This is a genomic window from Thalassospira sp. (assembly GCF_048059015.1).
Classification (GTDB): Bacteria; Pseudomonadota; Alphaproteobacteria; order Rhodospirillales; family Thalassospiraceae; genus Thalassospira.
The window spans coordinates 451608-466853 of record NZ_JBLLNT010000003.1 but is presented as its reverse complement, the minus strand read 5'-3'; the positions used below and the strand labels follow the sequence as shown (position 1 = coordinate 466853).

Genomic DNA, 15246 nt, shown 5'->3' with positions numbered 1-15246 from the left:
TAAATTTTCGAAAATTGGCAGCACATTTTTTGGATGAAATCTTATTGTCTGTCGCCATAGAGGTGCCATCAGGCTTCAAAAGGGCCGCGCCAAATACCCGGTTTCGGGATCGGTGAATTGAAAATGCAGGGAGAGATCAAACAAGATGTTCCGCACTGAATTGCCCCAACCAAACAAAATTCGTCAGCAGATCCGTGATTCCTATCGTGCGGATGAAGAAGCTGTTGTTGAACGTCTTATCGAAGCTGCACGGTTGTCGCCGGAACAGACCGCCCGTGTTCAGGACCGCGCCTATCAGCTGGTGTCGCGCGTTCGCAAGGCGGATAACGGCAAAAGCGGCATTGATGCCCTCCTGCATGAATATGAACTTTCAAGCAAAGAAGGAGTGATCCTGATGTGCCTGGCTGAAGCCCTGCTTCGCGTGCCAGATGCGGTCACCGCCGACAAGCTGATCCAGGACAAGCTGTTTGATGCCAACTGGCAAAGCCACCTTGGTCATTCTGACAGCTTTTTTGTCAATGCATCCACTTGGGGGTTGATGCTGACCGGTAAGGTCATCAAGTTTGGCAAGGCAGAAAAAGCCGATCCGGGCCGTTTGCTGAAACGTATGATTGCGCGTTCCGGCGAGCCGGTTATTCGTAAGGCGTTCAACCACGCCATGCGCATCATGGGCCGTCAGTTCGTGATGGGTCGCACGATTGATGAAGCGGCCGAGCGCGCCAAAGCCAACGAAGAAAAAGGCTATCGCTATTCCTATGACATGTTGGGCGAAGCGGCCCGCACCATGGAAGATGCTGATCGTTACTATAAGGCCTATGAAGTCGCGATCCACGATATCGGTCGCGTTGCCAATGGCCGTGGTCCGATCGATAGCCCGGGCATCTCGGTCAAGCTTTCGGCGATCCATCCGCGGTATGATTTCGCGAACTATGATCGCGTGATGAACGAGCTGACCCCGCGTCTGAAGCAGCTTGCTCTTTTGGCCAAAAAATATGACATCGGCTTTACCGTTGATGCTGAAGAAGCCAACCGCCTTGACCTGTCGCTTGACGTGATTGGTGCTGTGTTTGCCGATCCGGAGCTTGACGGTTGGGAAGGCTATGGTCTTGCGGTTCAGGCCTATCAGAAACGTGCTTACTACGTTCTGGAATGGCTGGCTGATCTGTCAAACAAGGTCGGTCGCAAGATGATGGTGCGTCTGGTCAAGGGGGCTTATTGGGATACCGAAGTTAAATTCAGCCAGGAAAACGGTTTTGACGGCTATCCGTGCTTTACCCGTAAGGCTGCGACTGACGTTTCCTATTTGGCATGTGCCAAACTGATGCTGTCGCGTCGTGATGCGTTTTATTGCCAGTTCGCCAGCCACAACGCACACACGGTTGCCTCGATCCTTGAGATGGCGGGCAATGACCGTACCTTTGAATTCCAGCGTCTGCATGGCATGGGCGAAGCGCTGTATGAACAGATCGTCGATAAGGCCGGTGAAAATGTTCCGTGCCGCGTGTATGCGCCGGTTGGCACCCATGAAGACCTTCTGGCCTATCTGGTGCGTCGTCTTCTGGAAAACGGTGCTAACACCAGCTTCGTGAACCGTATTCAGGACGAACAACTGCCGATCGAAGAAATGATCGCCGATCCGGTTGAGAAAATGGCGGCTCTTCCGCGTAAGGGCCATCCGAAGATTCCGGCACCGGTTGATCTTTATGGTGCGGGTCGTGTGAACTCGCGCGGGATCGATCTGACCGACACCAACAAGCTGCTACCGCTGAATGCGAAGCTTGCTGAAATTCAGGGTAAGACCTGGAACGCGGCACCGCTGATCGATGGCAAACTGGTCACGGGTAACCCGGTTGATGTTTTGAACCCGGCCAAGCTTGGCGAAAAGGTTGGTGATCTGGTTCAGGCGTCCGAGGCCGATGTTGAAGCGGCAGTTGTTTCTGCGCTTAAAGGCTATGACATCTGGAATAAAACACCGGGTAGCGACCGTGCAGCAGCATTGCGTCGTCTGGGTGATCTTCTTGAAGATCATATGGACGAGTTCATTGCCCTTTGTCAGCGCGAAGCAGGCAAACTTTATTCCGATGGCGTTGCCGAAGTCCGCGAAGCTGTCGATTTTTGTCGCTATTACGCCAACCGTGCCGAGGAAACCTTCCGCGAAGGAAGCCCGCTTGAAGGCCGTGGTGTGATCGTATGCATCAGCCCGTGGAACTTCCCGCTTGCGATTTTCCTGGGGCAGGTCACTGCGGCCCTTGCAGCAGGTAATGCTGTCATTGCCAAACCGGCAGAGCAGACTTCACTGGTTGCGGCCCGTGCCGCAGAATTGATCCTTGAAGCTGGTATTCCGGGTTCGGCCTTTAACCTTGTACCGGGACCGGGCCGTGTGATTGGCAATCAGCTGATCAATGATCCGCGCATTGCCGGTGTGGCCTTTACCGGGTCGACCGAAACCGCACAACTGATCAACCAGGCGCTGGCAAAACGTCCGGGTGTTCCGTTGCCGCTGATTGCGGAAACCGGTGGTCAAAACGCGATGATCGTTGATTCGACCGCACTTCCCGAACAGGTCGTTCAGGATGCGATCATTTCCGGCTTCCAGTCCGCTGGTCAGCGTTGCTCGGCGCTTCGTGTCCTGTTTGTGCAGGAAGATATCGCCGACAAGCTTTGCCACATGCTGGTCGGCGCGATGAAGGAACTGCGCGTTGGTGATCCGAAGTTCCTTGATATTGATGTCGGTCCGGTGATTGACGAGAAATCGCGCAAGGTTCTTGAAGCCCATGCAGAACGCATGAAGAAAGAAGCCAAGCTGCTTCATGCGTGTGATGTTCTGCCGGAATGTGAAGGTGGTACTTTCTTTGCCCCGCATTGCTTCGAAATTCCGTCGATTGATGTTCTGGAACGCGAAGTGTTTGGTCCGGTTGTGCATGTGGTGCGTTACAAGGCGCGCGATCTGCCCAAGATCCTCGATCAGATCAACGCATCTGGCTATGGCCTGACCATGGGTATTCATTCGCGTATCGACGGTACCGTGCGCGAGATTTCCCAGAAGCTGCGCGTTGGCAACTGCTATGTGAACCGTAACATGATTGGTGCGGTTGTCGGTGTTCAGCCGTTCGGCGGGCAGGGTAAGTCCGGTACTGGTCCGAAGGCCGGTGGTCCGCACTATGTCGAACGCTTTGCCAAGCCGGTTGCGACTGCAGCCAGCACCAAGGCCGACGATTACATTGAAGATCGCGCACCGATCATTGTTAAGGATGTCATCGCATCGGCTGAATATGCCGCGATGCTTTCAGCCCAGGAAGAATGGCAGGCCGTTGAAGGCAACGAGCGTGTCCGCATTCTTGAAAAGCTGGCAGCGAAAATGGATGCGTCTGGCAATGATGCCCTGGTTGCTGGTGCCGATCATGTCGCGAACTTTGCGGCCTTGGCTGAAAACGGCTTTGTTGCGCCAAAACGTATGCCTGGACCGACCGGTGAAACCAACGACCTTTATTGCCTTGGTCGAGGGGTTTATCTGGTGCAGGTAGACAAGGATGCCGAACCGGCACGGGTGATCCGTCATTTGGGGGCAGCCTTGGCTGCGGGCAATGCGGTGATCCTTGCAGGTGATCAGAAATGGCTTGGTGATATTCCGGGTCTTGTGGTGGCTGCGGGTCTTCCAGCGAAGCTTGTGAAGGCGGTTGGTACCAATACGGGCCTTGGTGCGATGTATGATGGCGATATTGCCGGTGTGTCCTGTGTTGCACCGCTTGATCGTGTCACCTCGTTCAAGCAGCTTTTGGCAAAGCGCGCTGGCGCGATCCTGTCGCTGATTTCTGACAGTGGTGCCGAAGATGACGGCGCACTTCCTGATGAAGCATTCCTGCATCGCTTTGCCACGGAAAAAACTATCACGATCAACACGACGGCTGCGGGCGGGAACGCATCGCTGATGTCGATGGACGAGAATTGATCGCTTGCGGTCAAAGACAATCCGGTCGTCCGGATGATGAGCCTGCCGGATAGTGATATCCGTACCTTGGACCGGGAAGAAATTCCCGGTCCATTTTTCTTTCAATCATCACAAAATTGTTTGATGCTACGCCACAGAATGCTGTCGGGCTTTTTTTCGTCAAAATTCATTGTAATACCTGATGTCTGGAACAGATTGCGTCCTGCGGCTTTGTAACGGGTGTCATATTGGAACGGACGGTCGCCAAGCGACCCCGAAAATGGCAGCCCTGTTTGGCAGGTAATAAAAGGAGAACTCGAATGATCAAGGTGTCCCACGGTGTCCGCCGTGTTCTGAAAACGGTATCGGTTTGCGCAGTTTTGGCTGCACCGCTTGCGGCCTGTGGACCGCTGCAAATGCCGTTGGAAGACCGGACAGGCAACGACCAGTGGGTGGATACCCAGATCAAGTCAGGCATTCTTGGCGAGTTCTCCAAACTCGACCACACCTATCTGATGGATGTGAATGTCGATATCTGGAAACAGGACGTCATGATTACCGGCATGGTGGATTCCAAGGCCAAATATTATGATGTGACCTCGCTGATCAAGCAGGATACCCGCATTAAAAACGTCTATGACCATCTGGTTGTCGCGGACGAAGAAACCATCGCCGCATACCATCAGGCGGAAGACGAATATGGCAAGAACGCCGTCCCGACGGATTCGGCCACCCAGTCCGTGTCAGACGTCTGGATCGAAGGTCAGATTAAGGCCTTGTTATTGGCGGAAAAAGGGGTGAGCTCGGTCAACTATCGTTGGCAGTCGGTGCAGAATATCGTCTACATCATGGGCGAAGCACAAAGCGATGAAGAGCTGCAAAAGGTGCTTTCGATCGTGCGCCGCATCAAAGGTGTTTCGCGTGTAGTTAGCCATATCGCAGTGGCCTGATCTCCTTCTGATTAAACGACTTTTTTGAAAATTCCCCACAAACCTTAGGGTTTCTGGGGAATTTTTTTTGTGCAGCATTTGCAAAAGTGTTTGAAAACTATTCGCATTTCTCGTAGAGATTTCCAGCCGTAATTAATAACTGATTGCAATTGCACCATGTATGTTTGCATCTGTAATGCACTAAGGGAAAAAGACGTCCGACGCGCTGCCGAAGAAGGCGGTGCTACGCGTCCTGCGGAAGTATTCCGCTTCCATGGCTGCGCGCCCCAGTGTGGGAAATGCGCCTGCCACATGCGTGCTGAATTGCTTCAGTCGAAAACCTGTGGCAATTGCGATTGCGATGATGCAGCAGCCGTTACCGCGAATTACGAGCCGATCGCCGCGGAATAAGACATCCGCCAAAGGCCAGATCACTACATACCGAAATGGAAAAAGGCGAAGCCACTTGGGCCTCGCCTTTTGTTTTGTCTGCTCGTGATCCTGAAAATATCAGGCGGCGCGTTTGACCAGTCCAAAGCGTTCTTCTGCCAGACGGTCGGCAACGAAGCCGGTTGAAAGGTTCTGCTGCTTGGCGCGTTCGAAAATCTCGCGCACGGTCGCGGCGATGCCTTCGATATGTTTGTTGGTTTCGGCAACTGATTTGCCTTCGCGGCAATAATGCACTTCGACCACACCACCAGCATTGATCACGTAATCGGGCGCATAAAGAACACCTTTATCACGCAGCATTTCGCCGTGGCGGTCATGCTCAAGCTGGTTGTTTGAGGCACCGGCAATGATGCCAGCTTTCAGCGCGTCGATGCTGCGATCATTGATCACGCCACCCAGTGCGCAGGGGGCGAGAATGTCTGCATCGACCGACAGGATTTCGTCAACGGATACGGCAGTGGCACCGAATTCTTCGACCGCTGAGTTAACACTGTGGGTGTTAAGGTCAGCAACAATCAGTTTTGCACCAGCATCGTGAAGCATACGGCACAGATGATAGCCAACATGACCAAGGCCCTGAACCGCGACGCGCATGCCTTTAAGCTCATCCGTGCCGTGCTTGAAGCGTACTGCTTCTTTCAGGCCGATAAAGACGCCATAGGCGGTAAACGGGGATGGGTCGCCGGTGCGGGCCGGGTCGGAGCCATCATTGATGCCGCCAACATGTTTGGTCTGGCTTGCGATCTGTTCCATATCGGCGGGGCTGGTGCCGACGTCTTCTGCGACGATGTAACGACCACCGACCTGTTCAACCGCACGGCCCATGGCGCGGAACAGTTCCGGGGTCTTCTGGCTGCGCGGATCGCCAATGATCACGGATTTACCGCCGCCAAGCGGAAGGTTGGCAAGGGCTGACTTGTAGGTCATGCCGCGCGACAGGCGGAGCACATCGTGGATGGCTTCCTGTTCGCTGGCATAGGGCCACATGCGGCAGCCACCCAGCGACGGACCAAGATTGGTGTTATGGACGGCGATGATGGTTTTCAGACCCGTGGCATCGTCACTGGCGAAAACGACCTGTTCATGGCCATCAAATGCGATATCGGAAAAGACGTTCATCCTCTTGCAGCCTCCTGGCAGCATCATTGTTTTGGTGCAAGCTCCCGCCTGCTTATCCTTTTATGTTTGATGCAATGGGCTTCCGATCAATTTCAAATTCACGTGGGAGCAAAAAAAGAACGTTTCGGTTGGGGCGATCATCTGGTGTGGAACTTTATGATCATTGCAGATGCGTTTTGAAATATTATTACGCGACCTGTGCGCTGCAGCATGAGGCGCTTTTGCCAAAACGTGAAAATATCACGGCTCGGATGATTCTTTTTTGACTGGTCAGCAGGGGGCCAAAACAGCGTTTCAGGCAATTTGGTTTGGGCAGATCGGGATATTGTTTTCCCGATCCTGCGGTTGAACGGGAATTGTTCTGATCCAAGCTTTGTGCCGGATTCTGGTCATGCAGCCATGTCGTTTTCGCACTTGAAACAGGAGCAATTAATCTAGAAATACAAATTAACCGGACAATTTACGGCTCGTTAAGGCGCGAAACGTAAACTCACGGTTGGGTATCTTGTGGTTGAGATTCCCGGTTCAGGACACGACGGCGTCTGGGCGGCGCCGCCGGACAAAAAGTAAGGAGATCGGCGGAAATGTCTGCATTCACAGACCATCGCCAGACCGTATTCGAAGTTGAACTGCACAACCAAGCCGTTCGCGAATGTGTCAAAGAAAACCGTTCCCACGAAATCTTTGACGATCGCTGGGCAGATGTGCAGACCCACGAAGTTGCTGCAAGTGACGAGCATAAGGCCCTTGCCATGATCGAAAACAGCTATCCGTCTTGTGACGGTTTCGTTGTCGATCACGTCAAACGCCTTGGCTAAGGGGTAAACCAATACTGGTTGCTGATCTGATCGGGGGCCAAAACGACTTGGGCGGGGTAATCCCCGCCCAAGTCGTTTTTGTCTGATGGCGTTTTAAGCGCGCTTAGCCGAGGGCGCGGTCGACAAAATCCAGTCGATCCTGACCCCAGAACATTTCATTTCCGACGAAATAGGTCGGAACACCGAAAATGTTCCGCTCCCGCGCTGTCTGACAGTTGTCGTCATAGATCTTGGCGATTTCCGGCAGATCGGCACTTTCAAGATATTCGACCGAAAGGCCATTGGCGATCAGTGCCTCGCGCACGGTTTGATGCAGGGTCAGGTCGCGTTCACGCAACCAGATATCGCCCATCAGCGTTTCGGTCAGGCCTGCGACATCCTTGCCGTCTTCCTGAACTGCGATGATGGTGCGTGCCGCAAGGGTTTCATCGACCGGGAAGAATTTCGGATGCAGATTGATCGGGATGCCAAGATGCTCCGACCAGCGTTTCAGTTCGACCAGACGATATTCCTGACGCGGTTTGGGGCGCTTTGCCAGCGGCACACCACCCCCATGTTCCCAGACATCTGCTGCCCGGCATGGCTTATGGATGATTTCAACACCATGTTTCTTGGCAATTTCGACGGCACGACGAAAACCAAAGAAAGACCAGGGGGACTGGACAAAGAAGTAATGAATGATCGGTTCTGACATTCGGGCCTCCTGTTAACTGCGATGCAGATTATGTTTTAATGTGACATCACAGTGCATAAGCATGGGCCCTCCGTCAAATGTGTGACGGTGGATCGGTGGCAGTTTCAGATCATTTGTTTGTGAAGACGGCCACTTTTGGGGCGGATATCAGTAATCAAGCCACCAGGCATATTCATCAAGGCCACCCAACAGCACACCATCAAAGCCAAGCTTCATGATACCGCCCAAATAGGCGCCTTCGCTGCCATAGATCATGCTTTGCCATTCACGGGACCAGTAATGGACGTGATGTTCCTGACCCCAGCGCGCCAGAAGATTTCCCTCGCTCAGGAAGCTTGGATTGCCCGGCCGCCAGCTGCTTTTCCAGTAATAACGATATGTTTCTGCCGTTGCGATATTGATATAGGCCAGCAAGGTACGCGGCGTTCCGGTTTTTTTGTAGCGCAACCGGGTCATATCATCATAGGTCAATGGGATGGTGCCGCGATGGAACGGATCAATGATCAGAGTGTCGTAGTTGGTATCCACCAGCGCATCAAGATAGGCATCCTTGGTTCCATACGGGGAGCTATCGAGAACAATCGCGAAGTTTTTTGACTGACGAATGTCGTCGACCACATGCGGGTTCGAACCAATCGGCGTATTGGGCACTTTGGCAAGGGACGATAGCTGCATCCCCGGGGGAGGTGCGCCGTAATAAAGCGGATCATAGGCCGAAATTTGTTGCCGCGCGGCCTGCATGTCAGACCATTTGTTGGTGTAATCGACAACGAAATATTTCAGGCCTTCATATTTGAGGCGCTCAAGATAGCCCAGGATATACTTGGTTTCTTCGCCGTTGGTCGCTTCCGCGTAGTTTTCATAACCGTAAAACGGGGCGTCAACCATGATGCCGTCAAGGGCGCGCAAATAGTTGCGTGCAGGTTCTGCTGTGCCGCGTGCTGCGAATAATGTCGTTTCAAGGAATTCGGTCAGCTCAAGCGCATTCCAGGCAATCACGGCAAAATCACTGCGATAGCTTTTCGCCCAACGGCTGAGCGCGATGACATATTCGCGCATCTCTTCGGTGAAATCGACCTTGGGTTTATTGGTTTCTGCGGGTAGGCCGCGCCCTTGGCTCAGACTATTGGGGGCCGGGATGAACGGTTCAAGCTGCTGTGCATGTAGGGAAAGGGGACTTGATGCCAGCAAGGCGCTGCCAAGCCCCAACATGCTGCCTTCAAGGAAGCGACGGCGTGATACAGCGGCCTTGGTCACAGGCATTTGGGTGCCTGTTACCTGCGCACTGATCTTGTGAGCTTTGCTGTCGCGTTCCTTGCCCATGCTTTTATCCGTCGATGTTTCATCGTGGCAGTCGTTTTACGCTGCCTGATTGGTGCCGTATTGCGAAATCAGGTCGCATACCTTTGCCCCGATCGCTAGCGAGGCCGTTAGACCCGGTGATTCAATACCATAGAGCATTACAAGTCCATTAAGGCCGTGCAACTTTTCATCGGCAATCATGAAGTCGCGGGCTGGCTCGTTTGGTGACTGAATTTTCGGGCGTACACCGGCATAGCCGGTTTGCAGTGCATCTTCATTCAGGTCCGGGTAGTATTTGCGAATGGCTTGTGCAAAGGCCGCGCGACGTTCTTCGGGTACGTCATAATTTGGTTCATCAACCCAGGTGACATCTGGGCCGAAGCGCGCCTGACCGCCCATATCCAGTGTCAGATGGATGCCAAGGCCAGCGCTCTCGGGCGCCGGGTAAATCAGCGTTGAAAATGGTGCCTTGCCAGACAGGGTGAAATAGCACCCACGCGCATAATGCTGCGGCGGGACGGTGTCGGCCGGAAGTCCGGTGAAATTACGGCCAAGTGTTTGGCTGTGCAGGCCACCCGCAACGATCAGTTCATTGCAGGTCAGGCTCATTTCTTCGCCGTCGGCATCTTGCGTATTAACCGTGAACAAGCCGTCTTCGTGATTAACCGAGGTGACCTTAGTGTTCAGGGCCAGCGTTGCACCGTTATTTTCGGCTTCACCCAACAGGGTTACCATCAATTGGTGGCTATCAACAATGCCGGTTGATGGGCTGTGAAGGGCGCCAACACAATTAAGGGCCGGTTCGCGCTCAAGTGCCTCGGCCTTAGTTAGCCAGGTAAGGTCAGTAACGCCGTTCTCAAACGCCTTGGCTTTGATACCATTCAGGGCTTCGATCTGGTCTTCTGCGGTGGCGACGATCAGCTTTCCGGTGCGTTTGTGCTCAATCCCGTTGTCCTGACAATAGCGATAGAGCATCTCGCGCCCGGTGACGCAAAGCTCTGCCTTCAGGCTGCCTTTGGGGTAATAGATGCCTGCATGGATCACTTCGCTGTTACGTGCACTGGTTTCGGTGCCAATCGCGTCATGTTGTTCAAGGATCAGAACTTCGCGGCCGGCTTTGGCAAGTGATCTGGCGCAGGCAAGGCCGACGACGCCGGCACCAATGACGATGGTTTGGATATCTGCAGTCATGTTTTGTGTGTCTTCTTTGGGGCGTTAATTGGTCGTTTGATCCTGAATGGGATCGAAATCAGTTGGCCTGACGGAAATAGACAGCTTGTCCCTGATTGTCCTTGCCGTCGCCGGTGACAACGGTTGGGGATTCGCTGGTGTAATGGCCGCGCGCGAAGCTCGCGTCGTTACAATAAACATACCAGCTGCCAAAGGGCAGGGTGCCGCTTTGATAGGCACCACCTTCATGGCGCCAGATGCCCTCGCAGTGACGTTGTGCATCATCGACAATCATTGTGCCTTCGCCTGATGGCTGATCAAAACGCAGTTTCCCGGTGCCGCGCACGTTTTGCCAGTTGGTCACAATATCAATGCCATCTGTAGCAACCGGCGTGGTTTCGCCTTCTGGCTGCTGAATGACTTCTGCGTTACCAGCACGGGCAACAACCGCGTCGGTGATCGCGGCGTTTTCCGGCAGTTCAATCGTCAGGCTTTTCATGAAGATCGCGGCAAATTCCTGTGCATCGACGATGTCGATCAGCTTATCAGCTGGAACCGGTTGCCCCCAGGACTGGATTTGCACCGGGGTACAGTAATATCCCAAAATGCGAATGCCGCGTTGGGCCTGGGTTTGCGGATCCCATTGGCCGACAAAGGACGCACATTGTGATCCATCACGCACAAACGGGGCAAAGGCGATCTGACCGTACCGGGTGTCCTGAACAAAATTCGGGCCATTCGGGATGTTGCGACCTTTTAGAGAATCGAACATGGCGGGCAGTTGTTCAGGCGACATGGCTGTGCTGAACCGAAAACCCGGTGCCGAGGTGGTATAGACAGTTTCAAGATGAAGATCGCTTGCCGCCTGGCTTGGTTCGTTCGCGGTTCGGGGCGCAAACCAGCGGCCGACAAAGATCGTGCTGTTTTCGCGGTACTGACGCAGGAAAACGCGCTGACCTTCGAGAAGCGATGTGAAGCTTACCGGGCTTTGTTCATCGGGGATCTGTTCAAAACCACCGGCTTGCTGTGCCGCGGCCAAGTGTGGAGTTGAAAGCAGTAGGCTGGCAAACATGCCGCCAATCAGAGCCGCCCGATACTTCACGTTGCGTCCTTTCATTTTGTTTTCAGGCGCATTTTTGCGTTGCGCTACCCTTATCTTTACCTTTGTGCTTCTAGATTGGCTAGTGGCCAGTGATTGGACCTCACCGAGATGTGTTTCTTTTGCCTTGATTTTTGGTTCTAAAGGGGCTCATTGGGGAGATTGGCCTTGGGGACAACATCAATAAGCCTGAAGACACGGAGCAAGCAATCATGACGGTGCAAGAGACCAGCGCATCAGGGGACAGCGCAGGCCAGCAGACCGCGACGGACAAACAACCGCCGTCGAACCGCGCCCATGTGATCGTTATCGGTAACGAAAAAGGGGGATCGGGGAAATCAACAACCGCGATGCACTTGATCGTTTCGCTGATGAAAATGGGATTCCGTGTGGGGTCACTTGACATCGATGCGCGGCAGGGAACGCTGACGCGCTACGTTGAAAACCGCAATGCGTTTAACGAGAAAAAGCGTCTGAGCCTTCCGGTTCCCGACCATCGCCCGATTTACCGAAGCGAGCTTTCAGATGGCAACGAAGCCAAGCTTGATGAGCGTGAACGTTTCACAACAGCCCTTGGCGAGATGGTGCTGAACTGTAATTTTGTCGTGATGGATTGCCCGGGGAGTGACAATTACCTGTCGCGTTTGGCGCATGCCTGTGCCGATACACTGATTACCCCGATCAATGACAGTTTCATTGATCTTGATATGCTTGCCCGTATTGATCCCGATAGTTTGGAGATCAAAGGACCTAGCATCTATGCCGAAATGGTCTGGGATGCGCGCAAGCGACGTGCGGCGATTGATGGCGGAACCATTGACTGGATCGTCATGCGTAACCGCTTGTCGCATCTTGATGCGCGCAACAAACGTGATATTGCGGAAATCGTTGAAAAGCTTGGCGATCGCATTCGTTTCCGTGCTGCTCCCGGCTTTGGCGAGCGTGTGATTTATCGCGAGCTTTTCCTTAAAGGTCTGACCTTGCTTGATCTTCGTGAGAAGGGCGTTGGGATCCCGATGAGCATGTCGCATATGGCAGCACGTCAGGAAGTCCGCTCACTGCTTGAAGTGATCGGGTTCAAACCGGCCGAGGGCGAAGAGTTGCCGATTTGACCTGATGGGGCCTATATCTTGATGAACGTGACGATCCGTCCATCCGATATGTGAAGCAGGCAGGTTCTTTTGGCACGCAAAGACATCATCACTGATACGTCAAACGCGAAAGACGTTACTGATTTCCTTAATCAGGCGCGCAATCTTGCGGTGTCTGCCCCGGCATCGGGGCCAGCGCAAGGACGGTTGATCTTTGCCATGGATGCGACAGCCAGTCGCCAGCCAAGCTGGGATACGGCAGCGGAAATTCAGGCAGAAATGTTTGAGGCGGTCGATGGCATCGGCGCACTTGATGTTCAGCTGGTGTTTTTTCGCGGACTTGGGGAATGCAAGGCAAGTGGTTGGGCGCGCAATGCCAAATCATTTCGCGATTATATCACCAAGGTCACTTGTCGGGCCGGACACACCCAGATTGAACGCGTCCTTGCGCATGTCGAGCGTGAAGCAAACAGCAAAAAGATCAATGCCTTGATATATGTCGGTGACTGTATTGAGGAAAATGTTGATCATCTGGCCCCATTGGCCGGGAAACTCGCACTCAAAGGTGTCAAAGCATTCATGTTTCAAGAGGGGCGCGATCCTGATGCGGCATTCGCTTTTGGCGAAATCGCACGCATAACTGACGGTGCATTCATGCAGTTTGATGCCAGTTCTGCCAAAAAACTTCGTGATCTTCTGGGGGCTGTCGCAAGCTATGCGGTGGGCGGACAGGATGCGCTTTCTGCTTATCAAAGCAAAACCGGTTCCGAAGAAGTTCTCAGGCTTGGTCATCAATTGCGGAAATCACGCTGATGCAGTGGTTCTTGATTGGCATTGCGATTTTCGTTGCTGCGGGCTTTCTGATCCGCTGGATGACAGAGGCTGAGCCCAAAGATGTCCGCAAGGTTGGCCTTTTTCTCGTCATATTGCTGCTCGTGATCTTGGCAGCCTGGTTGCTTCTGACCGGCAAGATTGCGGCGATGGCTGCGGCTTTGGCGGCGGCGGTTCCATTTTTGGTCCGGATCATGAAGCTTGGCTTTTTGTGGCCACTTTTTCGAAGGATATTTGCTGCGTCGCGCAAGCGGGCGCAACCGGGACATTTTGGTAACCAGACAGCGGGTGCCGGGACTGTGTCGGAGATCCGGACAGAAATTCTGCATATGTTGCTTGATCTTGAAAGCGGGCAAATGCGGGGTTCTGTGCTTGCGGGAACCTATGCCGGGGCTGATTTGGACAGCTTGGGGGTTGACGACCTGCAGTTGCTTTATGTTGACTGTTGCAGTGCAACCGATCAAAGCCAAGCGGTTCTGGAAGCCTATTTTGAACGACGTCCCGATTGTGCGGGATGGCAAAATTGGCGTTCGGCAGATAATGGCGAATATGGTTCTCACGCCGGAGGAGGCGACCGCAGCGACGATGAGTACAGGCAAAGTGGCAAGGGGAATTCCAACGCGTCTGACATGACAATTGATGAGGCCCGCAAAATTCTTGGTGTCGGCGCGCACGCGACGCGGGAAGACATCAATCGGGCTTATAAGATCCAGATCAAGGCCGTCCATCCAGATCATGGTGGCTCGGACTATCTGGCATCAAAGATCAATGCAGCACGCAGCCTTTTGTTACGGCTATGTAAAGATTAGCGTGGATTACGCGTACGCTTGCTTGATCCGTGTTCGGGAAATGTGGCAGAAGCATATATGCGGCTCGGTCTTGAACAGGCAGGCATGCAGCGGTTGAAAAGGGAAGTATTTAAATGTCGAAGAAGATTAAGAAGGCAGTATTTCCGGTTGCAGGTATGGGCACGCGTTTCTTGCCAGCAACCAAGGCAATGCCGAAAGAAATGCTGCCGGTCGTTGACAAGCCACTGATTCAATACGCTGTTGAAGAAGCCATCGCTGCAGGCATCGAAGAATTCATCTTTGTGACCGGTCGCGGTAAAACTGCAATCGAAGACCATTTCGACCGTTCTGCTGAACTTGAAGCGATTCTTGCCGAACGTGGCAAAAAAGATGCGCTTGAAACAGCGCTTAGCATGATCCCGGAACATGGTCGCGTGACCTATACCCGTCAGGGTAATCCGCTTGGCCTTGGGCATGCTGTTCTTTGCGCGAAATCGCTGGTTGGTGATGAGCCGTTTGTTGTTTTGCTGGCCGATGACCTTATACAGGCCAAGACACCCTGCATGAAGCAGATGGTCGATAGCTATGGCCGTACCGGTGGCAACATGGTGGCCGTCATGGATGTGCCGCGCGAAGAAGTGCATCGCTATGGTGTTCTTGAAGTTGAAGGCACCAATGGTCGCCTGATCAGCGCATGCGGCATGGTTGAGAAACCAAAACCGGAAGAGGCACCTTCGACCCTTTCGGCAATCGGTCGCTATATCCTTGATCCGGGCATCTTCGAGGTGCTTGAAAATATTCCGCGCGGTGCTGGCAATGAAATCCAGTTGACCGACGCATTGGCCGCCATGATAGGCAAGGTGCCGTTCTATGGCTACAGCTTTGAAGGCCGTCGCTTTGATTGCGGTAACAAGATCGGCTTCCTGAAGGCGACAATGGCATTTGCCTTGGCGCGTGAAGATATGCGCGATGATGTGCGTCAGCTTATTCATGAGTTTGCCGAAGGCGAAGCCGCCGAATAATCATT

Annotated in this window: 12 protein-coding genes and 1 pseudogene; 8 read left to right on the top strand and 5 right to left on the bottom strand. The window is 53.4% G+C overall.

Features of this window, described 5'->3' with window-relative positions; all coding sequences use genetic code 11:
- The first annotated feature begins 145 nt into the window (after positions 1-145).
- The 3 genes and pseudogenes from putA to ACMZ66_RS06120 all read left to right on the top strand — a co-directional run.
- Positions 146-3949 (top strand): bifunctional proline dehydrogenase/L-glutamate gamma-semialdehyde dehydrogenase PutA, encoded by a 3804-nt coding sequence (gene putA, locus ACMZ66_RS06130; protein WP_416935445.1) that lies wholly within the window; start codon positions 146-148, stop codon positions 3947-3949.
- A gap of 299 nt (positions 3950-4248) precedes the next feature.
- Complete coding sequence (locus ACMZ66_RS06125; protein WP_416935443.1) at positions 4249-4878, top strand: BON domain-containing protein; 630 nt, start codon at positions 4249-4251, stop codon at positions 4876-4878.
- Positions 4879-5034: 156 nt separating this feature from the next.
- A pseudogene (locus tag ACMZ66_RS06120) lies at positions 5035-5160 on the top strand ((2Fe-2S)-binding protein); the annotation flags it as partial.
- A gap of 207 nt (positions 5161-5367) precedes the next feature.
- Here the strand turns inward: ACMZ66_RS06120 and ACMZ66_RS06115 are convergent.
- Positions 5368-6426 (bottom strand): Glu/Leu/Phe/Val dehydrogenase dimerization domain-containing protein, encoded by a 1059-nt coding sequence (locus ACMZ66_RS06115; RefSeq protein ID WP_416935441.1) that lies wholly within the window; start codon positions 6424-6426, stop codon positions 5368-5370.
- Positions 6427-7010: 584 nt separating this feature from the next.
- Between ACMZ66_RS06115 and ACMZ66_RS06110 the strand changes: the two genes are divergently transcribed.
- Positions 7011-7244, top strand: coding sequence for a hypothetical protein (locus ACMZ66_RS06110; protein WP_416935440.1), 234 nt, complete (start codon positions 7011-7013; stop codon positions 7242-7244).
- Positions 7245-7347: 103 nt separating this feature from the next.
- On the opposite strand, the gene ACMZ66_RS06105 is transcribed toward ACMZ66_RS06110, so the two are convergent.
- The 4 genes from ACMZ66_RS06105 to ACMZ66_RS06090 form a co-directional block, all read right to left on the bottom strand.
- Positions 7348-7938 carry a 2-hydroxychromene-2-carboxylate isomerase gene (locus tag ACMZ66_RS06105; RefSeq protein ID WP_416935438.1) on the bottom strand — a complete coding sequence of 197 codons (591 nt, stop codon included), beginning with the start codon at positions 7936-7938 and terminating at the stop codon, positions 7348-7350.
- Positions 7939-8085: 147 nt separating this feature from the next.
- Positions 8086-9261, bottom strand: coding sequence for a hypothetical protein (locus ACMZ66_RS06100; RefSeq protein WP_416935436.1), 1176 nt, complete (start codon positions 9259-9261; stop codon positions 8086-8088).
- Between the two features lie 36 nt (positions 9262-9297).
- The gene (locus ACMZ66_RS06095) at positions 9298-10431 is read right to left on the bottom strand and encodes an NAD(P)/FAD-dependent oxidoreductase (RefSeq protein ID WP_416935434.1); all 1134 of its coding nucleotides are present in this window, start codon (positions 10429-10431) and stop codon (positions 9298-9300) included.
- A 58-nt stretch (positions 10432-10489) separates the two neighbouring features.
- Positions 10490-11527: a hypothetical protein gene (locus tag ACMZ66_RS06090; RefSeq protein WP_416935432.1), complete on the bottom strand. Its 1038-nt coding sequence runs from the start codon at positions 11525-11527 to the stop codon at positions 10490-10492.
- A gap of 194 nt (positions 11528-11721) precedes the next feature.
- Here ACMZ66_RS06090 and ACMZ66_RS06085 point away from each other — a divergent pair, with 194 nt between their 5' ends.
- The 4 genes from ACMZ66_RS06085 to galU all read left to right on the top strand — a co-directional run bounded on the left by ACMZ66_RS06085 (position 11722) and on the right by galU (position 15241).
- Positions 11722-12621 (top strand): division plane positioning ATPase MipZ, encoded by a 900-nt coding sequence (locus tag ACMZ66_RS06085; protein ID WP_416935430.1) that lies wholly within the window; start codon positions 11722-11724, stop codon positions 12619-12621.
- A 69-nt stretch (positions 12622-12690) separates the two neighbouring features.
- Entirely contained in the window at positions 12691-13413 is a 723-nt protein-coding gene (locus tag ACMZ66_RS06080; protein WP_416935428.1) for a VWA domain-containing protein, read from the top strand.
- Positions 13413-14240 (top strand): molecular chaperone DnaJ, encoded by an 828-nt coding sequence (locus ACMZ66_RS06075; protein ID WP_416935426.1) that lies wholly within the window; start codon positions 13413-13415, stop codon positions 14238-14240. The genes ACMZ66_RS06080 and ACMZ66_RS06075 overlap by 1 nt, the downstream gene beginning before the upstream one ends.
- Positions 14241-14353: 113 nt before the next feature.
- Positions 14354-15241, top strand: a complete 888-nt coding sequence (gene galU / locus ACMZ66_RS06070; RefSeq protein ID WP_416935424.1) for a UTP--glucose-1-phosphate uridylyltransferase GalU — start codon at positions 14354-14356, stop codon at positions 15239-15241.
- Positions 15242-15246: the final 5 nt, after the last annotated feature.